The organism is Microcoleus sp. AS-A8, assembly GCA_039962225.1.
Taxonomy (GTDB): Bacteria; Cyanobacteriota; Cyanobacteriia; order Cyanobacteriales; family Coleofasciculaceae; genus Allocoleopsis.
This window is the reverse complement of the sequence record JAMPKV010000008.1, coordinates 299,203-324,832: the sequence shown is the minus strand read 5'-3', so window position 1 is coordinate 324,832 and position 25,630 is coordinate 299,203. Positions and strand designations below refer to the sequence as shown.

Genomic DNA, 25,630 nt, shown 5'->3' with positions numbered 1-25,630 from the left:
AAGTCAAACAAGGTTCATCAACCGCTAGAGTTTGCCATAAAGATATACGGTGCGCTACTGAACTAGAAGTCAAAATTTAGTTCTGTTCAAGAACTAAATCTCTAGAAAAACAACGACTAAAGCAATGACTAAAAGACTTCGCATTCTATACGCTGCCGGACCTGGAGATGTAGTTGGAACGTATCACCATTGGGTTACAGGACAAGATGATCCATCCCAAGTTTCAATTACCTATTCCAGCCAGTTTTTTGAAATGTGCCGCGAACTGGATGCAGAATCTTATGTGATTTCCTCTTCGACTCAGAGGAAATTATTTTATGATAGTCAATTCAAGATTCAGCACCGTCCGATACCGTTTCTATCGTCATCCGCACTTTTTTACCACTTGGGTCAAGTGTGGAATGGGTTGCGATTAATTGCTTCTGCCATTCGTTTTCGAGCCAACGTTGCTGTAGTGGTTGATGGTACAACACACTGGTTTGTTTTATCGCTACTTTCTTGGTTGGGAGTGCAAGTTATTCCATCCCTCCACTGCGGGTTATGGCGTAAGTATGTTGCCCCCAGCAAAGTACAACGCTTGTTTTTAAATCTCAGCCGTCCTTTCTTTGGTCGTGATTGCGCCGCTGTCTTGACCGTTTCGGACGAAATTGCTGCTCAGGTAACACAACTCACAGGAAGTAAGCATAGACGGGTTCGGAGATTTACTCCCATCTATCGTCGAGAGGAGTTTGCAGAAATTACTCCGCCCCCCGAAAAACGTTCACCCTTTCGCGTGCTGTACGTGGGTCGCATTGAGCAAAATAAGGGCGTTCTCGATTTGCTAGAAATGGCCAAGCATTTGGCGGCGCAGGGCAGAAACGATATTACCTTCGATCTTTGCGGAGACGGGTCGATGTTGGAATCATTACGTCGCGATGCAAAGCTTGCAGGATTGGAGGCTCGTTTTATATGCCACGGTCACTGCAATAAACAAAAAATGCGGCGGATGTTTAACCGCTCTCATGCTGTGATTGTGCCGACCAGAACAGGGTTCGCAGAAGGATTTAACAAGGTTGTTGCTGAAGGCATCTTGTCAGGTCGTCCTGTCCTTACCTCAGCCGTTTGCCCAGCACTACCCTATGTCCGCGATGCTGTGGTAGAAGTTCCCCCCGATGATGCCATGGGGTATTGTAACGCTCTACTCAAATTGTGTGACGATGACCAATTCTACGAACAAAAGCGTCAAAGCTGTCTGAGTTTGCAAGAACAATTTTATGACCACTCCAAGGGTTGGGGTGGGGCGCTCAAATCTATTCTCGTGTCCATCCCAGAAAGATCAGACTTAAGCCAAGAACTGAAGGTAAAGCAATCCCTTGGCTAACAAGGTCTGAGAGGGAGTTGGGTAAGCAAGAGCAACTATCGGTGTGATTACTGTGCAAAAGCTCACACAAGCCATAGTTTGTTACTGAGGTGTTGCGCTTGGAGCGATGGGTAGCTCGATCGCAAACTCTGTTCCAACACCCGGGGTTGAATAACACCTCAACTGCCCCCGATGTCTGTCTACTACAATCTGATAGCTAATCGATAACCCCAAACCTGTGCCACTCCCCACAGGTTTTGTCGTAAAAAATGGATCAAATATCTTGGGCAGAAGTTCTGCCTTGATACTACTAGGGCTATTGTCCGCAATACGGATAAGTACCCGCGACGCGCTTTGCTCGTTGCTGTGGCTTGAGCGTGAATCACCTTTTATTACTTCTGTGCAAATCCGAATTGTAGCCTCCAAGCCAGTTTGTTTCTCTGTTGCCTCATCCAAAGCATCAATTGCATTACTGATGATATTCATAAATACCTGATTGAGCTGACCCGGATAACACTCTATTTTGGGCAGTTGACCATACTCCTTGATGACTCGAATTTCAGGGCGTTTGGGTTGTTGTTTCAATCGATGATTTAAGATGAGTAGGGTATTATCGATACCCTCATGAATCTCTACGCGCTTGCGCTCCGATTCGTCAAGGCGAGAGAAGTTTCGTAGAGATAGCACAATCTGCTTAATCCGCTGTGCACCTTCCTGCATTGATGCCAGAAGTTTGGGAAAATCTTCTACAATGAAGTCCAGTTCGATGAGTTCCAGTTGTTCCGTAATCTCTTCTACTGGCTTCGGGTAATACTGTCGATATAGCTCAATCATGTGTAGCAGGTTCTGGGCATACTCTGTTGCTGGGGCGATATTGCCGTAGATGAAGCTGGTGGGATTGTTGATTTCATGGGCAATCCCTGCGACCATTTGCCCCAGACTGGACATTTTTTCAGCTTGAATGAGTTGGGCTTGAGTTCGTTTCAATTCGCCAACTACTCGTTCTAGCGTTTGTGCCTTTTCGCGTTCTCGGACTTCCGATTGTCGTAGTGATTCCTCCGCAATCTTGCGATCGCTAATATCAGTCTGAATCCCAATAAAGTGAGTCAAGTGTCCGGTTGCATCTCGGACTGGGGTAATGCAGAATTCATTCCAGAACAGAGTGCCATCTTTACGATAGTTGCGTAGAACAACTTGAGTTTCTCTTGACTCGGCAATTGACCGTTTTAGTTCTTTCAGTGCGGGTTGTGCTGTATCGGTTCCGTGCAAGAAACGGCAATTTTTGCCAATGACTTCCTCTTTTGTGTAGCCTGTTATTCGCTCAAATCCGGAATTAGCATAAATTACTGGGTTATTTGGTGCTTGAGCATCGCTAATGATAATGCCATTGTTAGACGCTGCGATCGCTCTTTCCAAGAGTCGCAACCGCTTCTCTGCAATCTTGCGTTCATTGATATCCGTCATCGCCCCCACCAGCCGCACTGGGGAACCCGATTCATCCCAGACCGCTTGCGATCGCATCAGAACCCATTTGTAGCTGTCATCCTTGCACTGCAACCGATACTCTATTGCATAACTCGGAATTTTCCGAGCCAAATAATCTTCCTTAGCTTGCATCGCCCGCTCAACATCATCGGGATGGATGCGTCCTACCCACTCCTCATCGTTGTTATAGTTGTTGGGGATTTCATGGCTTTCATAACCGAGAATTTCCTTCCAACGAGCCGATCTAAAGATCTCATTGGTTTTTAAGTGTTTATCCCAAATGCCGTCTTGGCTGCCCTGAAGGACTAACCGCCAGCGTTCTTCACTCTGTCTTAATTCCTCTTCAGCTCGTTTGCGTTTCGTTACATCTCTAAGTGTAATGAGATAAGCGGCTTGATTTTCCCAAACAATATCTACAGTCCGCATCTCAGCAACGAGCAATTTTCCAGAGGGATGAATAATATCTACCTCTGTTAATTCACCACTGATAAGTGGTAGACCTAATGATTCGCCTATCAGCTCTTCATAAGGTCTATCAAACAAAGCTGTGGCAGCAGCATTGACAAAAAGCACTTGATGATTTTGTTTATCTTGAACAATAATACCTTCACAAACTGAGGCTACGATTTGGCTAAGACAACGTTCACTTTGTTCCAAACAATGAATTAATGCAGTTTCTTCTGCCTCGGCTTGCTTGCGTTCGCTAATATCCCGTGCCACCCAAACAACTGAATCGTCTGAACTTGGGGAAAGGCTGGCACTAAACCAAACCTCACGCCCCTTCAGAGACAAACTGTAATCAAAATTGAGCGTCTGCTTTTTGTCTAAAGTTTCCCAAACCTTTTGAAGCCAAGCCTTTGCTGTATTATCCTCAAAAAAAAATTGACCGTCTTATCAATTAGGTCAGTATCAGATTCATATAAACGATTTAAAGAAGTCGGTATAACTTCTATATCTTTAACCTGGTTACCTTGAGTATTGATGACCAGTACAATATCTGTCATTGCCTCAAAGACTGCACGTATCTTCGCCTCAGACGTTTGTAGCTTATCTTCCAGTAACTGGCGCTTGTTAATTTCTTCTTGAAGTTGATGGTTGAACTGTATTAGTTGAAATGTTTGCTCATGAACCAAATGTTGTAACATTTTATTATGCACTGTACCTTGCTTCATAGGAGTTTCTCTAAAGAGTTCCTGCCAAAATTTAGTTACAAAAAATGAGTAAATTTTAAGGAAAGACCAGAATGCGCTTCGTACAGTATAAAGTATTATCTTTCATCACAACGGAGATTGAGGTACAAAAACTCTGTGCCCCTCTGCGTGACCCTTTGCGGCCTCTGCGTTAAAAAATCTAGTATTTTAATATCAACGGATTCAATATAACTGAGATATTTTGCGATTGCCCCTTTGAAGCACCACCAAGGGAATCGCCTAAGAATCTATATCAATTTCAACCCACTTCGTTCTTGATGATAAACCCGACTTAATTCGGATTTGTGACTTCGGCACATCAAACTGATCGGCCAATAGCTCAATTAATTCCTTATTCGCCTTACCATCCACAGGTGGAGATTTCAAATGTACTGTAAGGCTGCCATCGGCGGATTCTTCTATGATCTGTTTTTTAGCGTTAGGCTTAACTTTGACTTGTTTTTGCATTAAGCTACGGCTTTCTTTCTCTTGTGTAAGCTGCCAATAAAAGCGGACTGCAATCCTTTTAGGTTCATCATTAAGTCCTATTACCAGAGGACTTTATCTATAAGCATTGGCTTATAAAACTAGCGGTTGATGGGGTAGGCATTAACGTGGCTTTAAAAGTAAAATGCTCAACAACATTAAACACTTTTCCAGCCACTGTTCAGCTTAAGCAGAGAAACAAGGGAATCGGGCAAGAAATATTCGCCTTTCGAGTCGTGAATCTTAAGCGCATTGACTCTAACTGGTAAGCTTCTCGTCCCAGAGAATAATACACGACATCATTGTCGTAGAAATACGCTTCCTTTTCGTATTTCATCCCTATTTTTTCCATCACCCGACGCGAAGCGATGTTTTCGGGTTTAGCGATCGCCACAATCTTTTCCAAGTGTGCGATATCAAAACCATACTTTAGGACGGCTGACGCGGCTTCTGTTCCTAACCCTCTGCCCCAGTAGGACTTGAATAGCAAATAGCCGATTTGAATTTCGGTTGTATTGGCGAGAAATTTAAGCCCGCAATGACCAATGAGTTTTTGATTTTTCTTGTAAACAATCGCCCACACTCCGAAGTTGTGCTTTTTCCAGTGTTCAGTGAAGGCATCAATGACCGATCGAGTCTGTTCCCAAAGTAGCGGCTTTTCATTTGACATATATTTGAGTGAATCGGGATGGCTATAGATGCGATGCAGGTCTTTTGCATCATTGGGTTTGAACTGTCTAAGTTGCAATCGGGGGGTTTCTATCTCACGCGCCACAAACTGCCTAAGTTGCAGTCGTAATGCTTCTCTCTCACGCATGATGACGGTGTAATCTCCTAAGCTAGATTATTAAAGCTTGTGCTTTTATTTGTACTTTTTGGTTCTTTTGTTACAGAAATTACGACTTAGGTTTTAGATGACTCACTCCTCACCGATCGCGCAGGCGAATCAAAATCAACGCCCCCGTGAGAACGACTGGCGACTGTTTCTGCGACTTGTGCCTTATGCCCGTCGCACGGGACACCTGTTATGGATTTCCATGACGTTATTGCTGCCGTTGTCGATCGCGAGTGCGGTTCAACCTTTAATCATTGGACAGGCTATCTCCTTGATTCGTTCTGAAGATCAAACCTGGTCTTTTCTGAAAGAGCGATCGCTATCCGATGGACTCAGCTTTCTCATCCTTCTACTGCTGTTAACCATCGTGATCCGATTGGTATTCGTGGCGGTGCAAGGCTTCCTCGTGGTGAAGTTAGGGCAACAGATGACCGCTTGGATTCGCGAAGACCTATTTGACCATGTTACCGCCTTGGCTGTGCGATTTTTTGACCGAACTCCCGTCGGGCGGTTAATTACTCGACTCACCAGCGATGTGGAAGCCTTGGGTGATGTATTTTCCACGGGGGCGATTGGGATTATCGGAGATGTCCTCTCCATCCTGGTAATTGCCATCACGATGTTCTTTCTGCAATGGCAACTCGCCTTGATGCTAGTGTTGATGCTCGTACCCATCACGGGGTTAATTATTTACTTCCAACAGGAGTATCGCAAAGCCAACTACAAAGCGAGGGAAGAACTGTCCGCACTCAACTCGATGCTGCAAGAAAACATCAGTGGCATTAATATTGTGCAACTGTTCCGCCGACAGCAATTTAATGCCGAAGTGTTTCGTGAGGTGAACAATCGCTACGTCAAAGAAGTAGACAAAACCATCTTTCACGATTCAGCGGTTTCGGCAACACTAGAGTGGATTAGTTTTATTGCGATCGCAGGAGTGCTGGGGTTAGGGGGTTGGCTTGTTCTCGGAAAAACTCTGAGTTTTGGGGCTTTGTCAGCGTTTATCCTCTACGCACAGCGTTTATTTGACCCCTTGCGTCGGTTTGCTGAAAAATTCACCATGCTCCAAGCCGGATTCACCGCTGTTGAGCGCATCAGCGATATCATGAATGAGCCAATTGAAATCCGTGACCCAGTTCTGACAGGGGAACAGGGCAAACTAGGCTCTACTTTCTCCTCCTCTGGCACTGGGGAAATCCGCTTTGAGCATGTCTGGTTTGCCTACAAGCAAGATGAATACGTGCTTAAAGACCTACACTTTACCATCCGTCCCGGTGAAAAAGTGGCCTTAGTCGGGCCGACGGGTGCTGGCAAGAGTTCGATTATCCGTCTCCTGTGCCGCCTCTATGAACCGACACAAGGACGAATTCTGATTGATGGCATTGATATTCGCGACATATCCCAAGCCGAACTCCGGCGCTACCTGGGTGTCATCCTGCAAGAAGGATTTCTGTTTGCTGGAGATGTCAAGGGAAACATCACCTTAGGAGAAACTTACTCGATTGAGCAAGTCCAAGCGGCGGCTCAAGTGACGAATGTTGCAAATTTCATCGAACAGCTACCCCAAGGCTACAATACCCAACTGCGAGAGCGAGGAACTAATCTTTCTGGGGGACAAAAGCAATTGTTGGCGTTTGCGCGTGCGGCGATTCGTGACCCCAGTATCCTAGTACTGGATGAGGCAACAGCTAGTTTGGATGTGGGTACAGAAGCGCTGATTCAACAAGCCTTAGACCGGGTACTGGAAAAACGCACCGCGATTATCATTGCACACCGCCTATCGACGATTCGTAATGTAGACCGGATTCTGGTATTGAAACGGGGAGAGTTGATTGAGTCGGGCAGTCACGACGAACTGTTGCAGCAGAATGGACTGTATGCGAGTTTGTATAAGTTGCAAATGTTGGGAACCTGAGCAGTGAAGTACTCCGGGTTTCGCTATGCTACACCCGGAGCTTCCGCACTCGTGGGGGAGTGCCGTCGAGCGGGTACGCTCGCCCGCTTCGCTATCAGGACAGACTTGCGTCCACCCCTTGGTCTTTGGTAATCAGTGGGTTCACCAGGCAGGGGATGAAGGAAAATCGAGATATAACAAAAGGCAGAAGGCAAACCGGAGATGAGAGTGAGGACAGAAGGCAAAAGTTGAGACCCAAACCATGAGTTTTGCTAACAAAACGATTATTCTTACAGGTGCATCCGCCGGAATTGGACGATCGCTAGCACTCTCCTTGGCTCAGCAGGGGGCGAATTTAGTATTAGCCGCCCGCAATGAAGCAGCATTAGAAGAAACAGTTGCTGCCTGTACCAATCAGCCAGGAACTGCAATCGCAATTCCCACAGATGTGACTCAAAAAGACGCCTGTCAGGATTTGATAGAGAAAGCGATCGCAACATTTGGGCAGATTGATATTTTGATCAATAATGCCGGAATATCAATGCTGACCCGCTTTGATGAGATTACAGACGTGTCCATTTTTGAGCAGGTGATGCAGGTAAACTACCTCGGTGCCGTCTACTGCACCCACTACGCCTTACCCTATCTCAAAGCCAGTCGAGGGCTTGTGGTGGCTATCTCTTCGCTGTGTGGCAAAACGGCTGTACCTACTCGCACCGGTTACGTTGCCAGTAAGCACGCGATGCAAGGGTTCTTCGATACCCTCCGCATTGAGTTACGGGGAACTGGGGTGGATGTGCTGGTTGTCTCACCGGGGTTTGTTGCAACCGACATCCGGCAACGTGCTCTAGGAGCGAATGGACAACCATTGGGACAGAGTCCTCGTGATGAGAGCAAGGGCAATATGTCGATAGACGAGTGTGTGCGTCAAATTGTTAGGGCGATGGAACGACGCAAACGCGAACACCTGATGACGTTGAAAGGCAAAGTGACACCTTGGGTAAAGTTGATTGCGCCAGGGTTCGTTGACCGCATTGCTGCTTATACTACCCGCAGGACAACTTCCGCCCAGAAGTAATCCTCTCCTCAAGCACTCCAACCCCAACTCAGGAGAAACAGGACACCGAGTAACGCCTCTGCAACTACACCCCCAATGTTCTTAATCGAGGCACTGCGATCGAACACACTTGACAGCAGGCGAACCGTTGCCGCTCCCAAAGAAGCGACACCCAGAACCGTAAAGGCATCAGCAGACTGCAACCATAAACAAGTTGCTCCCAACCCCAGAAAAAAACTGCCGAGTGTTGAGCGAATTTCAGAAACCCCAACTGGGGCAATGGGTTGAATACCCACAAAAGCAGCCATTGTTTTGGGAAAAAGCAACGCTGCTCCCCCCAGAAGCATGAGGAGCGCTGCTGCAATGTTGGGAGCAATCAGTGTAATGCTTTCCACAAGCGAAATAGTGAAAGGGACACTTCTATTTGTGCCTTTCAATATTGAGGTAAGCTACTGTCGAGAGATAGAACCTGATTGATACCAAATTGAATTCAAACGTATAACTCTCTGTTTCTCTTACCTCAAAGTCCTCTGTACCTCTGTGGTAGCCTGCGGCAAGCCGCTACGCGTCTACGTTAAATTCTACGTTAGACAGCAACTCCGTATGATTACATCACGGTTGTCTAGTTTGTGGGCAATTTGCAACTTTGGGATGCTCCCTGCTCCTTGCTCAGTCAATCACTCGAAAGGTTAAATTAATCCGGGGAGGAACCGGACGTTTAGTTTTAGGAATGTGATGCTGCCAGTAATGTTGCGTTGTCCCTTGCATCAACAAGAAACTGCCAGAGGTTAACTCCAGTTGATGCTTCAAGTCTTTCTCAGCTCGGTGCCGGAGCCTGAACCGCCGTGTTCCGCCCAAACTCAGAGAACCAATGACGGGATTGTGCCCCAACTCAGGTTCATCATCGCTGTGCCACCCCATACTGTCGTTGCCATCTCGGTAGAGATTTAGCAATACACTGTTGAACGCCACACCAGAAATCGCTTCAGCCTTTGCTTTGAGGTCAAGTAGTGTATGTGTCCAGGGAGAGGGGTGCATCGTGATGCCAGAGTAAATGTAGGATTTACCAGGATCGCCATACCAAGCTGTCAGCCTGGGTTGAGGCATTGAACGCCCGTAAATCGTAATCCAGTCCTGTCGCCAGTTGATCGTTTCAGTCAGTTCTGTCAAAAGGCCATCGCTTTCCTGCCCATCCAGCAGAGATGGGTAGAATACGATATCGGCGTCAGGTAGTTGGAGAGGGATAGTGAGCATCACACAGACAAATAGGCGATCAACTTCTGATGCGTCGCGCAAAAGTCAGCATATGCGCTGCAACAGATTGAGGTCGATCGAAGTGAGGCACATGACCCGCTTCTGGAATCCAAATGAGTTGACTGCCTGAAATTGCCTGTTCAAACTTAGTTGCATCGTCCGTCCCCAATACATCATCGGCTTCTCCCCACAAAATCAGAGTAGGGTGGTTTACCTGAGTGATGCGATCGCCCAAATTACCATAACCTCCACTTTGGGTGAAGGATGCGATCGCCGCTTTCCATCCTGGCATCTCCTGATGCAGCAGAGAACAGCGAAGCGCATCGACTAGCGTTGGGTCAATCATTGGGAAAGCTAAAGCGGCAGTGAGAGCAGCCTGTTTGCGGAAGTGTAGCCAATTCGCCCCCAATTCAATCAGGGGATGCGGCAGAAATTGCCCAACCGGAAAGCTGCCAGAGAAGCCAACACTGTCAATCAAGATGAGCGATCGCACCCAGTTGGGATAATTTAAGGCAAAGTCGATCGCCACTGCACCTCCTAACGATGCACCAACCAGCATTACAGGTTGACCAATCCAGGTTTCTACAACGCTAAGGAGGTGCTGCCGGATGGTTTGAGGATTGACGGCAAGGGTGGGAACGTACTCTGTAAATCCAGAGCCAAACAGATCCACTGCCCAAGTCTCGTGTCGGGTTGTTAATAAGGGGAGCAAACGCCGGAACTCCAGCAGGGAACTGTCAAATCCGTGGAGCAACAGAATTGGTGTAGCGTTGGAGCGGGAAGCTGAGCGATCGGAACAATGACGAATGTAGGCAGTTGCGATTGCAGTTGTGCCCTGCTCGAAGGGAACCTGAACCACCCGACGCTGAAGCGGTTGAAGAAGAGCGATCGCATCTTTGTCTTGAATATCAACAACTGAAGGCGGTAAAAAATCAGCTTTCATTCGCTCTAACCGACAACAGGTAATCCTGCCAGAGCCATCGCTACTTCCTCTGCACTGTACTCAGTATCTACTAATTTTCCGGCCTGATAGTCCATGTACGCCTGCATATCAAAGTGCCCATGTCCGCAAAGGTTAAACAAAATTACCTTACTCTCTCCAGACTCTTTGCATTTCAATGCCTCGTCAATCGCTCCCTTAACAGCATGGTTGGCTTCTGGAGCGGGAAGGATACCTTCGGCACGAGCAAAGGTCAACCCTGCTGCGAAACAACCTAACTGATATTCAGAGCGGGTTTGTGCGAGTCCCAAGTTAACCACATGACTGACAAGGGCAGCCATCCCGTGATAGCGTAAGCCACCCGCATGAATGCCTTCCGGTACAAATGTGCTGCCTAAGGTATGCATCTTGACTAACGGAGTCAGATGTGCTGTATCGCCGAAATCATAGGCGTACTTGCCACGAGTCAGGGAAGGACACGCGGCGGGTTCCACGGCAATAATCTCAACCTCTCGCTCACCGCGTAGCTTTGCGCCCAGAAACGGAAAGGCGATTCCGGCAAAGTTGCTGCCCCCACCTGTGCAACCAACGACAATATCTGGATAATCTCCTGCCATTTCTAGCTGTGCCAATGCTTCTTGTCCAATCACCGTTTGGTGCAGCAAAACATGGTTGAGGACACTCCCCAAAGCGTACTTGCTCCCCTCATCCCCTGCGGCAACTTCTACCGCTTCACTGATAGCGATGCCCAGGCTCCCTGTGCTGTTGGGATAGGCAGTTAGAATTGAGCGCCCTGCCTGGGTTTCTTCACTGGGACTGGCAACCACTCTAGCTCCATAGGTTTCCATCAACGCTCGACGGTACGGCTTTTGGTTATAGCTGACTTTCACCATATAGACCAGCACTTCCAGCCCAAACAGTGCCCCGGCAAACGCGAGTGAGGAACCCCACTGTCCGGCTCCGGTTTCCGTGGTCAATCGCTTTACGCCTGCTTGTTTGTTGTAGTACGCCTGGGCAACGGCTGTATTCGGTTTGTGGCTTCCGGCAGGGCTAACGCCTTCATATTTGTAGTAAATCTTGGCAGGGGTATCGAGGGCTTTCTCCAGTCGGCGTGCCCGATAAAGCGGTGTTGGTCGCCATTGACGGTAGATGGACTGCACCTCGTCAGGAATCTCAATCCAACGTTCCTGGCTGACTTCCTGTTCAATCAGGGTCATGGGAAAGAGGGGAGCCAGGTCATCGGGAGTAATCGGTTGCCCGGTGCCGGGATGGAGAACGGGGGGTAGCGGCGTGGACAAATCCGCCTGAATGTTATACCAGGCAGTGGGCATTTGGTCTTCCGACAGGAGGTACTTGATGGTGTCCATTCCAGGTTCTAGAGAAAGTAGCGGCTGATTACGTTGAGGCTTCTATTGTCGCTGATTCCGTGAAGTGGACGCTATGCGCTACGCGAAAGCGTCTGCGAAGCAATCGCTCCTCTCGTGCAAAACCTTGAGCAAGGAAGTGTTTTGGAGGTCGGAGTTTTTAGCTTTAAACGTTGGCGTTGCATATTTCAACTCAAAAAGCCACTTTGAAAGCTGTCTCAGTTTCTTAATGAAGCTCGGTGGCTTTACTGACGTGGGCTAAATAACTTGCTTAACATAGATGCAAGCCACTGCTTTTGAGCAAAGCCAATTTCAAATTACTTATGACTAGCGAATCTGGACTTTCAATCAGCAAGCCCACTTCTGTTTTTAAGAAATCAGTTAAGGTCAACTTCAAAGATTTCTCTAAAGCACTGGGTAAAGGCTTAGTAGACCTGGGTTTTGGCAAGTGGGATAGTTTGGCAGGGGATGGGGTTGAGGCTCTGTCTGCCCTGGGTTTAGCCGCAAATGCAGAGGAAATTGCCTGGTTGCTGGTTTACCGCTCTTTGCTCCAGGCAATGAAAAACCTGATTGATGAGAAAACTGAACTGGAACCGGAGAAATTTGATGTCAAAGCCTTGCAAACTGGGATTAACGAGGCATTAGAAACCAGCAGTTTAACCGTCAATAAGAAGTTTTTTGAGCATCCTGACAAAGACTCCATTGTTGGCTCAGTAAAACCTGCTTTTGTCAAGTGGTTAAAGCAGTGTGGTTTGAGCGAAGCAGATGCCCAAGCGATTAGTGACCGACTGCCCATCTACTTTGCGGCGGCACTCCATGACGAGTGGGGCAGTCATGCGAAAGACTATGCTGTTCTCAAAGAAAAGCTAGATACTCCCTTTACGCAAGCCAATGAGCGAGTTCAATCATGGCTGCGGTATGCAACCTGGCTCCAAAAGCAGGTGGAAGAACCGATGTTTTTGGAAGCCTTTAGCCTGAAGCAGGTGTATGTGCCGTTACGGGCTTATTACAACCGCAAAGTTGAGGGACAGAAGGCTGAGGAGGTAGAAGAAAGACTCGCAGGCAGCAGGCAATCTGAGCGAGTGGCAGTTGACTTGGAGAAAGAATTAGAAACCTGGCTCAGTAAAGCAGTGCGAACTGATGCAATTCGCTTGATTAGTGGGGGGCCTGGTAGTGGCAAGTCGTCCTTTGCCAAAATGTTTGCCGCTAAGCTGGCAGCAAAGGGCACGATTTCAGTTCTATTTATTCCACTGCACCATTTTGAACCTTCCGACGATCTGATTGATGCGGTTGGCAAGTTTGTGCAGATGGATGGGATATTACCTCACAATCCGCTGGCTGCTGAGCATCGAGAATCTCGTCTATTGATTATCTTTGATGGCTTGGATGAGTTAGCAATGCAGGGGAAGATTGCCGAGAAAACAGCGCAAGATTTTGTGCGAGAGGTGCAGCGCAAAGTGGAGCGGTTTAACCAGCAGGAAACGTGCTTGCAGGTACTCATCGGGGGTCGAGAACTGGTGGTGCAGGCAAATGAAACTGACTTTCGCAAGGATGGACAAATCCTACACGTCCTGCCCTACTTCGTGCCTGAAGATGACCGGAAGAATTATGTGGATGCTAAAAAGCTACTGGAACAAGACCACCGGCAGCTTTGGTGGCAAAGCTATGGTGCAGTGAGTGGCAGTGGCTATACTGGCTTACCCACCGAGCTAGACCAGGGCAATTTGACGGAGATTACGGCTCAACCCCTGTTGAACTACCTAGTTGCCCTTAGTCTTAGACGGGGAGAACTGCAATTTTCGGAAGAAACCAACCTAAATGCGGTGTATGCTGACCTACTCAAAGCTATTTATGAGCGGGGTTGGGCAGGACATCAACACGCCGCCCTTCAGGGCATCGAGGAAAAAGATTTTGTTCGCATTCTAGAGGAGATTGCCCTGGCAGCTTGGCATGGGAATGGACGAACGACAACGGTACAAGAAATTGAGCTGCATTGTGACAATAGTAATCTCAAAAGCCTATTGAACCGATTTCAAGAGGGCTTTCGGGAAGATTCAAAGGCTAGCATTACTCGCCTGCTGACTGCCTTCTATTTCCGCCAGAGTGGACATGATCATGCTGGTAACAAGACCTTTGAGTTTACCCACAAGAGTTTTGGTGAGTATTTGGTAGCAAAGCGCGTTGTACGGGAAGTTCGGCTAATTTCTAAGAAATTAGAGGAGCGTCAGTACGACCCAGATGAAGGTTGGGATGAGCGTGATGCTTTATATCGCTGGGCATTGCTGTGTGGTCCCTCAAACATCGACGAATACTTGCTTGATTTCATCTTTGATGAAATGCAGTTGGAGAACAAATTAAATATAGAACAATGGCAAAAACTACTGTGCCGTTTAATTGGATTTATCCTAAAGCATGGTATGCCAATGGAGCGTATTTCTGGATATAATTTTTGGTATATTAATTTCATGGCACGCAATTCAGAAGAAGCTTTATTGTTTGTATTAAGTGCTTGTGCTTGTTTGACAAAATTAATTTCAAAAATTGAATATCCTAGTCCCTCTGCCTTTGGCTCATGGCTTTCAAGGCTTCATAGTCAAAGAGTAGAGGTAGATGCATTGTCTTTGAAGTGTTTAATGTTTCTTGATTTGCAAGGGTGCATTTTATATATGAAAGATCTGTTTCGTGCAAACTTAGAAGGTACAAATTTGAAAAAAGCAGAATTAGCACAAGCAATTCTTGTCGGCTCTAATTTAAAGCAGGTAATTCTAGAAAAAGCTAACCTTGTTAGAGCTAACCTTGAGCAAGCTAACCTAGAAAAAGCAAATCTTGAAGCTGCAAATTTTGAGCTAGCTAACTTGAATGAAGCAAACCTTAAGCGGGCTAGTTTGAAACGTGCAAACATTCAAGGAGTACGATTTTGGAAGGCAAATCTTGAAGAGGCAGATCTTAGAGAAGCAAATTTACAATATGCAAATCTTAGTGATGCCAACCTTTATAAAGCAGATTTACGTCTAGCTAATCTTAAAGAGGTTGATTTAGAGAATGCTAATCTTGAAGACGCTAGGTTAGAAGGGGCTAATCTTGAAAACGTAGATTTTAATGGCGCAAATCTTAAGGGAACAATACTTGAGGGCAAGGTGCTAATTAGCTTAAATGAGGAAATAGAGCCAGAGAGATCGTAAATTCCTTGCGTGTTGCCTTTGCTAAAAGACGACCTGCATTGGTGCTTGCCGGATTAACCAAAAATGGAGAGGACTGACCTTGAGCGACAATTGTTAGGAGAGGCAACCCCATGACCGACAAAGAACCAGACAGCCTGTTCTTCACTGCCCAAACACCTCTCAATTGCAACATCCGCGTCACTGTCGCCTACTGGAACATCATTACCCAGATCAAACATCCGATCATGAATGGGCAAGAAGCAGCAGTACAGGCAACCCTGACCCAACCTGATCAAATCCGCCGCAGCCGCAGTGATTCTAACGTTTATTTGTTCTACAAACTTCAGCGAGAAAAACGATGGCTTTGTGCCGTTATCAGACAACTAAACGGAGAAGGATTCCTGATTACCACCTATCCCACTGATGCAATCAAAGAAGGAGAAATCGTATGGCAGAAGTGAAAGTTTATTACGACCAGGTTGGCAATACCTTAACCGTCTGGTTTGGCAATCCACAGGAGGAATATACCTGTGAAGAAACTGGAGATGAAGTGATTTTGATGAAAGATAGAAATGGAGAAGTTATTGGTTTTGAAAAACTCAATTACATCATTCCATCTCCCGCAAAGCTCAAAATCTCCTTTGAAACGGCAACGGCATAATCCTTTGATGAAGATTGTTGTAATTGGAAGTGGCTTTGGTGGGCTATCGACTGCCATCCGACTACAGGCACAGGGGCATCAGGTGACGATCGCAGAAAAACGGGATAAACCCGGTGGTCGTGCCTATGTCTATCAGCAGGATGGCTTCACCTTCGATGCTGGTCCCACCATCATTACCGCTCCCTACCTGATTCATGAACTGTTTGAATTGAGTAACCGCACAACTGGGGATTACGTGACACTGGTGCCGCTTGACCCGTTCTACAACGTGCGGTTTGAAGATGGCTCGGTATTTCACTATAACGGCTCCAGCGACTACCTGCTGGAACAAATTCGGCAATTCAACCCTGCTGATGTGGAAGGCTACCATCGGTTTTACCGGGCATCTGAGCAGGTGTTTCAAAAGGGATTACCCCTGATGACGAAGCCGTTTAGCCACTTCACCGATATGCTCAAAGTCGCTCCCGATATGCTGCAATTGCAGTCCTTCAAATCAGTAGCAGGATTTGTAAATCAGTACATCCAGGATGAGCGATTACGGCAGGTGTTTAGCTTTCATCCCCTCCTGATTGGCGGCAATCCCTTTCAGAGTACCTCCGTCTACGCCATGATTCACAAACTGGAGCAGGCTTTCGGAGTCTGGTTTGCAATGGGTGGCACGGGCGCATTAGTGCAGGGTTTGGTGCGATTGTTTCAAGATTTGGGTGGAGAATTACGGCTCAATACAGAAGTTGCAGAGATTTTGATTGAGGGTAAGACGAAACGAGCAACTGGGGTTGCACTCAAGGATGGTGAATTGCTCCAGGCAGATGCTGTTGTGAGTAATGCCGATGTTGCCCTGACCTATCTCAATTTAGTTCCAGTCCAGTTTCGCCGCAAATATAGCAATCGCTACCTGCAAAATCTGCGATATTCGATGTCACTATTCGTCGTTTACTTTGGCACGAATCGACGCTACAACCACATGGCACACCATGAGATTTTGATGGGTCCGCGCTACCGGGAGTGGATGGTAGATTTGTTCGATCTGCGCTTCGCAGCAGCGCTTCGCTATCGCAAGCACCTAGCATCAGACTTTTCGCTCTATCTTCATCGCCCTACTGCAACTGACCCCACCCTTGCGCCACCTGGTTGTGACTGCTGGTATGTGCTGGCTCCAGTTCCAAACCTGGATGGTGCAACGGATTGGAAAGAGGTGGCAAAGCCTTACCGTGATGCGATCGTTCAGTATCTAGAGCAGCACTATCTACCGGATTTGTCAAGTCATATTGTCACCGAACACCATATCGATCCAGTACATTTCCGGGATGAGTTGAATAGCTACAAGGGCACTGCGTTTTCAGTGGAGCCTACTTTGTTCCAGTCTGCTTGGTTCCGTCCTCATAACCAAAGCGAGGATATTCCTAATCTCTATTGTGTAGGAGCCGGAACCCATCCAGGAGCGGGATTACCAGGGGTGATGAGTTCAGGCAAGATTGTGGCAGAGATGATTAGCAGGGCTGGATGATCGGCTTCAAGAGTAAGGAAGATGTTTAATGTTCTCAACCTACCTCAAAACCTATCCGTTAGAAGCGGTCAAGGCACAGATGATTGCAGAGTTTTGTGAGGAGAAAGATTGAGGCTTCACAAAGCTGTCTTATTCATCCGTAATCTTTCCTCGCATTGTCTCAAGTTGCGATTGCACAACCATTAACAAACTTAGTTTACTTTTTTGAGGCTTAAGCATGTGATAGAGTAAATGCAACCAAAGATAGACTTTTATTCCCTTGTAATTAACGCCAAGGACTCAATCCTGAATAAGTCAAGATTTGTAAAGTCAGGGAGCCATAAATTTCCAGAGTATCTTTAAAAATATATTGAGAAATGACCCAATTCTGAGTGAGGGGATTATCCTTAAATTTTAAAGAAATATTTCGAGGGATCACATGGATAAATTCGGCAAGTATCGCATGATCTGCACCTTGAGCTTTGGCGATATCTATGGACAAATCATCATTTGGTTAATTGTGATTTTTCTCAGCCTTGCTTCAGCGCTGGCACTTTGGAGCGCCGATCGCCAAATTTACGCTTTAGCCACTGTTGGGTTAATCTTGGTATTGTCTTTGCCCTTCTTGCTCTTTGCCTTCGTGACGACTCTGCTCAACCATATTGAGTTTCTGCCCATGTCGGAAGGCCAAACCACTGAGACGGTTCGTGGCAACACACCGAACCAGAAACCTCTGGAAGCAACGAGTTAAAAAATCGCTATTATCATCACTCAGTAGCAACCGATAAAAAATCAAAAGTTCCCCGCCTTTGGGTGGGGAGTTTTTTGGTTTACAAGCTTTAATTGCTCAAGAAATTTTGCTAAATAACGTTGACGAAAAATACACATGCTAGAACACGATGTCATTATTGTGGGGGGCGGATTAGCTGGGTGTCGCGCCGCTTTGGAAATTAAACGGACTGACCCCAATTTGGATGTCGCCCTCGTTGCCAAAACTCACCCCATTCGTTCTCACTCCGTCGCTGCACAAGGAGGAATGGCTGCCACACTGAAAAATGTGGATGTGGAAGATACCTGGGAAGCCCATGCTTTTGATACCGTTAAGGGTTCCGATTATCTAGCCGACCAAGATGCGGTGGAAATCCTCACCCGCGAGGCTGCCGATGTGGTGATTGACTTAGAACACATGGGGGTTCTGTTTTCTCGCTTGCCCGATGGTCGCATTGCTCAGAGGGCGTTTGGTGGACATTCCAACCGACGCACCTGCTACGCGGCGGATAAAACCGGTCATGCCATTCTGCACGAACTGGTTAACAACCTGAAACGTAACGGGGTGCGCCTCTACGATGAGTGGTACGTGATGCAGCTCATTGTGGAGGAGGGGCAGGCCAAAGGGGTGGTGATGTTCCGGATTCGGGACAGTCAGTTGCAAGTGGTACGGGCGAAGGTGGTGATGTTTGCCACGGGCGGCTATGGGCGTGTTTATAATACTACGTCCAATGATTATGCCTCGACGGGGGACGGCCTAGCCATGTCTGCCTTTGCGGGTGTGCCGTTAGAGGATATGGAATTTGTGCAGTTTCACCCCACGGGGATGTATCCGGTGGGTGTCTTGCTGTCGGAAGCGGTACGCGGTGAAGGTGCTTATTTAATTAATGCCAATGGCGATCGCTTTATGGCAACCTACGCCCCCAGTCGCATGGAACTCGCTCCTCGCGATATTACTTCAAGAGCGATCGTCCGTGAAATTCGGGCGGGACGTGGGATTCATCCCGATGGCAGTGCAGGTGGCCCCTTTATCTATCTTGACTTGCGTCATATGGGCCGAGAAAAGATTATGAGCCGGATTCCCTTCTGTTGGGAAGAAGCTCATCGCCTGTTAGGGATTGATGCTGTCCATGAACCCATTCCCGTGCGCCCAACGGTTCACTATTCCATGGGGGGGATACCGGTGAACACCGATGGACAGGTGCGTAGCGGCCCCGATGGACTGATTGAGGGCTTCTTTGCAGCGGGAGAAGCCGCCTGTGTTTCTGTGCATGGGGCAAACCGATTGGGGAGTAATTCGCTGTTGGAATGTATCGTCTATGGCAGGAGAACTGGGGCTGCGATCGCACGTTACATCCAAGACCGAAAATTACCCGATATTAATGAACAATCCTATATCCGTTCCACCCAAGAACAGATTAATACTCTGATGAACCAATCGGGAACCATCCGGATTGGGACGTTGCGCCAAAACTTCCAAGATTGCATGACTCAATACTGTGGTGTTTTCCGTACACAAGAGTTAATGCAAGAAGGATTCAATCAGCTCAAACAACTGCAACAACAATACGAACAAATTTACTTGGATGACAAAGGTACCACTTGGAATACGGAGCTCATCGAAGCCTTGGAACTCCGGAGTTTAATGGTGGTTGGAGAAATTATCCTCACATCTGCCCTGAACCGGAAAGAAAGTCGGGGTGCTCACTGTCGCGAAGATTATACCGAGCGAGATGATACCAATTTCCTCAAACATACAATGGCATTTTATTCCCCCGCAGGCATTGATTTAAACTATCTACCTGTGGCGATTACGAGATTTGAACCGAAAGAGCGGAAATATTAAGAAGGAGTGGGAGAGTGGGAGAGGGGGAGAGTGGGAGATTGGGGATTGAGAGAATTTTTCAACTCTTATCCCAGGATTATCAACAACCTTCACCCTCTCACCCCCTCGTCCTCATGACAAAAAATGCCCTCTTGCCGATACGCCACGAAAGAGCATTACTGAGGTGTGTCAAATGAAACACTCTGTCTACCTCACACAGTCTACTCAGCACACATGACAGATCAGTGACAATATGATGGCAATTGTGAGATCGCAAGCTTAATAACAATCGAGAGAATTAAGCGAAAAAGTCTTCCTGTTAATTAAGTATTTGTACTTAATAATAAGTCAAAGTCTGGGAGCGAGGTGAACGCTTCTGACTAGTTGCTGCTCGTGTGACAGTCCTTGGCTGGGGAATGTGGGATCTAATAGTCATAACCTCGGTCAAGACACAGGTGTTGCTCAACAAGCTGTAGGTAAAACTGCATAAGTTACCCTTAGTCAGATATATCAATGCTTAGATAGCGAGAGTCAGACTAATCGAACCTCTCGCGCTCTCTTCTGGCAGCCACATTTAGACGAGAACTCGACTTATGAAACAAATAATACCTGAGGTTAAAGATGGGTTAGCCAGACAGTTTACTGGAGACACCAAGTTATTTCTTGAGCAATTAGCCACTCAGGGGAATGATGCCACCTGGTATACCACAGCCTTTAATCCTTATCCGTTTGGTATCTCTCCCAACGAATTTCAGACGCAGTCCAAATTACAACGGATTGTGCAAAAAGCCATTCAATACGTGGTAACTCATTATTTTATCGATACAAGAATACAACGATTTATTAGCTTATCAGAAAGCGTTCTTTCCCTGCTAGAACCCCTTTATAAAAACAACTATGTGCTTGGTTGTTTTCGTCCTGACTTCCTTCATGATATCGATGGAAACATCAACATTTGTGAAATCAATGCCCGGTTCCCTGTCAATGGCTACTTCATCAGTCATTACATCAATAACCTTATTCCTTCTTTACCATACTTACACCCCAGCCTAAGAAGCATTCCAGGTCTTGCTCAGGTTAAAAGCGTTTTTTGCCAAAAGTTCATAGCAGGTTCTCAGATAGGTATCGTTAAAGGCTGTGAAAAAGGGTGGGATATATTTTTTCTGGATTATGAGTTAAATAAAGCCGGGTATACATGCCGACTGCTCAGACCCGAAAATTTACAGGTCACAGAAAAATCGCTAGGCGATCTGGATGGGGTTTTTCACTATTTTGTTCTTGAGTTACATCAGCATGAATTACTACAAACACTCTATAGCGAACTCCTGCAAAACCTCAGCACCAGCTTTGGTTATTTTAACGATCTCAGAACAATTTTCATTGCTCATGATAAACGACTTCTTGCCGTCTTCTCTTCAGAAGACATAATGAAGGATTATCTGCCTCAAGAAGAGGCTGCATTTCTCCGTGAGCATGTCGTACCAACTTACGTTATGTCTCAATCTCCGGAGATTGTTGAAGAAGCATTAGCACATCCAGAAGCGTGGATTATGAAGCCACACCTTTTGGGCAAAGGGGCAGGTATTGTTTTTGGTAAATTTTCTTCACCAACAAAATGGGAAGAAATCATTAAAGAAAAAGCTTGCTCTGAGTATGTACTGCAACGCTATGTTCCCCAAAAAAAGTTTCCTATTCTCACGTCATTAAACGGGGAAGTCTCAATCATCCCCATGCACGTTGTTGGCATGTTACCCGCTTTTGATGATGTTTTTTTTGGTTCCGGCATTTATCGAGCATCTCCCAAAAATATTGTTAATGTCTCTGGGGGAGGAACGATACTATTTCCTGTACTCATAGGTGATGAACATGCAGAGTAACGAATTAAAAATCCATACAGTTGAGGAAATTTATCAAGCGGCTAGGGAGCATTCCTTCTATCGAGATGTGTTGAAGGAAACAAAATGTTTTGCAGATGTCCCCATCCTGGAGAAGCAGATTCTTTATAGGCAAGTTGAAGCAAACTTAAAGGAAGCAAGCTTTAGGACAGGATTGTATTTGAGTCCAACGGGAGGAAGTAGCTCAAGTCAAGTGCTATTTTTTCCGACAGATGTTACTGAAAATCGATTTCAACGAGCTTTACTTTCCAAATACCTGATTCACTCAGAGATATTTACTCCCTCCACTATGGCGTTGAATCTTTTCGGCGGTACGATGATGTATCGCTCATTGGAAATCTTTAATGATTTTTGTGAACGTGCCCGCGCCACCACTCTACCCGTAAGTTCTCTTTGTCCGGATCGAGAAGCGTATGAAACTGCAATTCGTTTTGGCGCTAACACGCTCATGGGAATTCCTTCGAGACTGATGCAATTTGCACGGTACGTTATAAAACAAAAATTACAAGTCAGGATTGAACACATTATTTTTGCAGGGGAGCCGTTACTTTCTCATCAAAGAGAATACCTACAAAAAGCCTTTCATGCCACCCGGTTTAGTGGATTATACGGTTCTGCCGAAGCTGGTGTATGGGCTTATCAACCGCCAGATTTGCCCAGCGAAGGTTATTTATTTCCCTCTCAACTCATGCATGTTGAAATCAATAATCCTAATGAAGAAGGATTTGGGACAATTATTGCTACTAATCTTATCAGAAGCAGAAATCCTTTATTGCGATACGATACAGGGGACATAGGGCGATTATCTAAAATAATGTATCGGGGTTCAAGGTTCAATATGCTGGAGTTAAAAGGAAGAGTTGATTGTTCTTTTTCTATAGGAGGAAGTTATTACTTTCTTGATGATTTTGCTTCAATTTTTGAGCGCCTTGCAGATTTTCAGATTCAAATATCCTATGACCCAGAAAAAGCCAGAGATAGAATTCAGTTCTGTTGTGTCCCTATGACGCCCACGTATTCGACTTATCAGTTTAATGAATTGTGTTCAAAAATCCAAGAAATTCTTAGGAGTAATGATAATTCTTTTCTCACAGAAGTCAGGATAGCTGAACATGAAGAATTACTCAAGAGTGCAACTTCGCAAAAGGTAATCAAGATTGTCGATCGCAGAAATGAGCAATCGAAAATTACGCCCTTGACTGGTGGATTGGGAAGATCGGGACGCAAAGGCACAGGAGTAATATATTCCCTCGATATAAATCTGCTGCGAAGTAATTCTCTGGATATAAATCTGCTGCGTAAATGATGATATCAATGATAGCGGCAAAAAAGACTGACCTCCTAGCAATTGAAGAAAATCCCCTGATATTACCTGCTTCATGCCTCTTTCAGATCGATACGAAGAATGACATTGATTTTGATGCTTACGCTTCTGCGCTATTTGAGGCTGGGATTATACTTCTGGATCTTGGTTTTGATAATCCCGATGCTTCCATCATGACAACGATTGTGGAACATCTTGGCACTATTGATACTCATGACGGTAAAGGAATGGTTATATGGGATGTGAAATATGATGCTAATGTAGACCAGGATAAAGGAACACGATCGCTGACGACAAAGAAGTTCCCTATACATACCGATGCTTCTTTTGAGGAACCCCCACCTCAATATGTTGCTCTCTATGTTGTTGCAGAAGATAGCTTAGGAGGTGGCATAACTCAATTAATTGATGGACGGCAAATATTGCAGCATCTTTCCAGGGAAGCGATTTCAGTTTTGCAAACAAAGGCTTTTAAATTTAGAGTTCCCCAGGAATTTATTAAAAATAAGGCTTATATTGAAGCCTCTATACTTAATGGAGAGGGGAACTTCAGATACCGTCAAGAAGTTCTGATACTTGATGATTGTACTCCTCAAGAGTTGCAGGCTATCGGCGAGCTTGAGTTGTTATTGGCAAATAAGAGTTTGATTAAGTCAATTTTCTTAAAGACAGGAACGATTATCATTTTCGACAACGGAAGATTTTTGCATGGGCGCACAAAAGTCAGGGACAAAAACAGACACTTAAAACGCCTGCGCTTCCAGGCAAAACAAACGAGATTCGGGGTTGACTGCGAAACCTACGTTTACAGGAAAGAGAGTGGTTGTCTTGGCTGAGTCAGGAATTTTTTTATTAGACATTCCATAAACAATCGCCAACTAGCACAACATTGTTTTACACATCTGTGCGTTGGTCTGGGCTTCATTGACTAACGCCGATTCAAAATAAAACATAATAATTTCCCCCTGAAAATACTATGTTAAAATTACCGACTATCATTCCATTGCTCTGCTTTTGCTAGAACACCAGACCACTCAACAACAAAAAATGCTCTCTCAGTTTTTCCGAGAGAACCTATATATAAGGTTTTAAGGCGCAACTAGGGTAAAGCCTTCTGCGGTGCCGAGAGAAACACTATCCGGTAATGACAATTTGGTTAACGTTGCGCTATCTAATAAAAAGTAAGGTTTCGTTGACCATAACTGTTGCAAAGTAGTAGCATCAGCAGGAATAACTTGGCGATCGCTATAAAAATTTAAACTCGGACGCCCATAAGCAAACGACGTATAAACCACTTGATTAGGATTAGTGTGCTTTTGGATTAAAGCCGCCACTGGTTTTACAGGGAACGCTTCGTTTAATTCCCACAGCCAAGATTTAGAGGTCATTAATAGTCCCAAAATTAAATACATCCCCAGGAACAAAATCAGGATAAATCTAGGATTATTCTGTTGAATGTACCAAGCCACTACCCCCATTGTCAGGGCTACAACACCCCCCATAAGAATTAACACAGGCTGAGGATCTGCCAAGATAAAATAAACACATCCTGCCAAACCTGCAACTGATAAAAAGCCAAAAATTCCTATTAAAAATCGAGGATAGCGCTGGTGATTTTGCCAAAACTCAGTGAGTTGAGCGGCAACAGCAAGAGCAACAAAGGGATACACCGGCATGATGTACCAAGGAAGTTTGGTATTCATCACAGAAATGATTAGTAAATAACCAATCGTGCCAATCAAAACCAAACAACCCCAACTGCTCCGGCGTTTTTGCCAAGCTAGCGATAAACCACTAGGCAAAAATATCAACCAAGGCCAAGTATATTTTAATAACTCTAGTAAGTAATACCAAGGATCGCCCCCATTATTTTCAACCGTTTGAGACAGGCGCTCCAACCCTTGAGATTGAAAATGCACTTGCAAAAAACTGGTTCCGTAATGTTGCCACTGGGCTATATACCAGGCAAATACTGGCGCATTTCCTAATAATAATCCAAGCCAAAAATAGGGACTTTTTAATAAAGAAAACTGCCGATTTGCCAGGAGAAATGCTCCTGCGATCGCAGCTAGAGGCACCACTAATAAGCCTTTTGTTAAACTAATCAGTCCTACACCCAATCCCACTCCGACAGCCCAACGTCGATCCTGACGGGATTTGAGCAGGCAAAATAGCAGCAACAAGAAGAAAGAAACGGCTGTACCATCGAGCATCGCCAAACGTCCGTGACGCACAACAGGCAGCAGGGTTAAGTAAACACTGGCAGCCAAAACGGCTGGTAAGCGTTGGCGAAAAAGTTCTTGCCCTACCCCATAAAGCAGAGGTACGCCGCAAGCTGAAAAGAAAGCACCCGGTAGGCGTGTGGTGAATTCATGAACACCCCCGATGCTGTAACTTAATGCGATCGCCCAATCCATCAAAGGCGGTTTCAGGAGGTAGGATGTTCCCTGAAGTCTGGGATAAAGCCAGTTGCCAGTACGGTAAATTTCTCTAGCGACTAGAGCACGAGTTCCCTCATCCCAATCTCGTAAAGGTACGTTTCCTAGAGAAATACCCCAAAGCACGAGGGCGGCTATCAAAAAAACTAAGAACCACTGGGCTTGGGTGAGCGAGTGATTCGAGATTACCGATAATTTTTTCATCAAATATAGATTAGCTATATGATT

21 protein-coding genes are annotated in these 25,630 nt (G+C 45.9%); 12 read left to right on the top strand and 9 right to left on the bottom strand.

All coding sequences use genetic code 11. The features are described from left to right. Positions 1-124 precede the first annotated feature (124 nt). Positions 125-1,360 carry a glycosyltransferase family 4 protein gene (locus NDI48_15410; protein ID MEP0832561.1) on the top strand — a complete coding sequence of 412 codons (1,236 nt, stop codon included), beginning with the start codon at positions 125-127 and terminating at the stop codon, positions 1,358-1,360. Positions 1,361-1,441: 81 nt separating this feature from the next. Here NDI48_15410 and NDI48_15405 read toward each other — a convergent pair whose 3' ends face one another. From NDI48_15405 to NDI48_15390, 4 genes are all read right to left on the bottom strand, one after another. After that, positions 1,442-3,616: a PAS domain S-box protein gene (locus tag NDI48_15405; protein ID MEP0832560.1), complete on the bottom strand. Its 2,175-nt coding sequence runs from the start codon at positions 3,614-3,616 to the stop codon at positions 1,442-1,444. A 32-nt stretch (positions 3,617-3,648) separates the two neighbouring features. Continuing rightward, positions 3,649-3,996, bottom strand: a complete 348-nt coding sequence (locus NDI48_15400) for a hypothetical protein (protein ID MEP0832559.1) — start codon at positions 3,994-3,996, stop codon at positions 3,649-3,651. 258 nt (positions 3,997-4,254) lie between these two features. Continuing rightward, complete coding sequence (locus tag NDI48_15395) at positions 4,255-4,482, bottom strand: DUF167 domain-containing protein (GenBank protein MEP0832558.1); 228 nt, start codon at positions 4,480-4,482, stop codon at positions 4,255-4,257. A gap of 199 nt (positions 4,483-4,681) precedes the next feature. After that, positions 4,682-5,317: a GNAT family N-acetyltransferase gene (locus NDI48_15390; GenBank protein ID MEP0832557.1), complete on the bottom strand. Its 636-nt coding sequence runs from the start codon at positions 5,315-5,317 to the stop codon at positions 4,682-4,684. A 97-nt stretch (positions 5,318-5,414) separates the two neighbouring features. Here NDI48_15390 and NDI48_15385 point away from each other — a divergent pair, with 97 nt between their 5' ends. Both NDI48_15385 and NDI48_15380 read left to right on the top strand, forming a co-directional pair. Continuing rightward, complete coding sequence (locus tag NDI48_15385; GenBank protein ID MEP0832556.1) at positions 5,415-7,250, top strand: ABC transporter ATP-binding protein/permease; 1,836 nt, start codon at positions 5,415-5,417, stop codon at positions 7,248-7,250. Positions 7,251-7,491: 241 nt separating this feature from the next. Next, the gene (locus NDI48_15380; GenBank protein ID MEP0832555.1) at positions 7,492-8,307 is read left to right on the top strand and encodes an SDR family oxidoreductase; all 816 of its coding nucleotides are present in this window, start codon (positions 7,492-7,494) and stop codon (positions 8,305-8,307) included. An 8-nt stretch (positions 8,308-8,315) separates the two neighbouring features. On the opposite strand, the gene NDI48_15375 is transcribed toward NDI48_15380, so the two are convergent. From NDI48_15375 to NDI48_15360, 4 genes are all read right to left on the bottom strand, one after another. Continuing rightward, positions 8,316-8,681 (bottom strand): DUF4345 family protein, encoded by a 366-nt coding sequence (locus tag NDI48_15375; protein ID MEP0832554.1) that lies wholly within the window; start codon positions 8,679-8,681, stop codon positions 8,316-8,318. Between the two features lie 274 nt (positions 8,682-8,955). Continuing rightward, a complete protein-coding gene (locus NDI48_15370) occupies positions 8,956-9,582 on the bottom strand; it encodes an alpha-ketoglutarate-dependent dioxygenase AlkB (protein MEP0832553.1) in 627 nt (208 codons plus the stop codon). After that, positions 9,560-10,483: an alpha/beta hydrolase gene (locus tag NDI48_15365; GenBank protein ID MEP0832552.1), complete on the bottom strand. Its 924-nt coding sequence runs from the start codon at positions 10,481-10,483 to the stop codon at positions 9,560-9,562. The genes NDI48_15370 and NDI48_15365 overlap by 23 nt, the downstream gene beginning before the upstream one ends. Before the next feature lie 5 nt (positions 10,484-10,488). Further along, positions 10,489-11,847 carry a TrpB-like pyridoxal phosphate-dependent enzyme gene (locus NDI48_15360; protein ID MEP0832551.1) on the bottom strand — a complete coding sequence of 453 codons (1,359 nt, stop codon included), beginning with the start codon at positions 11,845-11,847 and terminating at the stop codon, positions 10,489-10,491. A 320-nt stretch (positions 11,848-12,167) separates the two neighbouring features. Between NDI48_15360 and NDI48_15355 the strand changes: the two genes are divergently transcribed. The 9 genes from NDI48_15355 (at position 12,168) to NDI48_15315 (ending at position 23,800) form a co-directional block, all read left to right on the top strand. Next, complete coding sequence (locus NDI48_15355; protein ID MEP0832550.1) at positions 12,168-15,026, top strand: pentapeptide repeat-containing protein; 2,859 nt, start codon at positions 12,168-12,170, stop codon at positions 15,024-15,026. A 110-nt stretch (positions 15,027-15,136) separates the two neighbouring features. Further along, positions 15,137-15,466, top strand: coding sequence for a DUF4258 domain-containing protein (locus NDI48_15350; protein MEP0832549.1), 330 nt, complete (start codon positions 15,137-15,139; stop codon positions 15,464-15,466). Then, positions 15,454-15,666 (top strand): DUF2283 domain-containing protein, encoded by a 213-nt coding sequence (locus tag NDI48_15345; protein MEP0832548.1) that lies wholly within the window; start codon positions 15,454-15,456, stop codon positions 15,664-15,666. Before NDI48_15350 ends, NDI48_15345 begins: the two co-directional genes overlap by 13 nt. A 7-nt stretch (positions 15,667-15,673) precedes the next feature. Then, entirely contained in the window at positions 15,674-17,173 is a 1,500-nt protein-coding gene (locus NDI48_15340) for a phytoene desaturase (GenBank protein ID MEP0832547.1), read from the top strand. Positions 17,174-17,591: 418 nt separating this feature from the next. Continuing rightward, positions 17,592-17,903: a hypothetical protein gene (locus NDI48_15335; GenBank protein MEP0832546.1), complete on the top strand. Its 312-nt coding sequence runs from the start codon at positions 17,592-17,594 to the stop codon at positions 17,901-17,903. Positions 17,904-18,038: 135 nt separating this feature from the next. Continuing rightward, positions 18,039-19,766 carry a succinate dehydrogenase/fumarate reductase flavoprotein subunit gene (locus NDI48_15330; GenBank protein MEP0832545.1) on the top strand — a complete coding sequence of 576 codons (1,728 nt, stop codon included), beginning with the start codon at positions 18,039-18,041 and terminating at the stop codon, positions 19,764-19,766. A 572-nt stretch (positions 19,767-20,338) separates the two neighbouring features. Beyond that, the gene (locus tag NDI48_15325) at positions 20,339-21,622 is read left to right on the top strand and encodes a tubulin--tyrosine ligase family protein (GenBank protein ID MEP0832544.1); all 1,284 of its coding nucleotides are present in this window, start codon (positions 20,339-20,341) and stop codon (positions 21,620-21,622) included. Continuing rightward, entirely contained in the window at positions 21,612-22,946 is a 1,335-nt protein-coding gene (locus NDI48_15320; protein MEP0832543.1) for a hypothetical protein, read from the top strand. Before NDI48_15325 ends, NDI48_15320 begins: the two co-directional genes overlap by 11 nt. A gap of 8 nt (positions 22,947-22,954) precedes the next feature. Then, positions 22,955-23,800, top strand: coding sequence for a TauD/TfdA family dioxygenase (locus NDI48_15315; GenBank protein ID MEP0832542.1), 846 nt, complete (start codon positions 22,955-22,957; stop codon positions 23,798-23,800). 252 nt (positions 23,801-24,052) lie between these two features. Here NDI48_15315 and NDI48_15310 read toward each other — a convergent pair whose 3' ends face one another. Beyond that, a complete protein-coding gene (locus NDI48_15310; GenBank protein MEP0832541.1) occupies positions 24,053-25,606 on the bottom strand; it encodes a glycosyltransferase family 39 protein in 1,554 nt (517 codons plus the stop codon). Between the last annotated feature and the right edge of the window lie 24 nt (positions 25,607-25,630).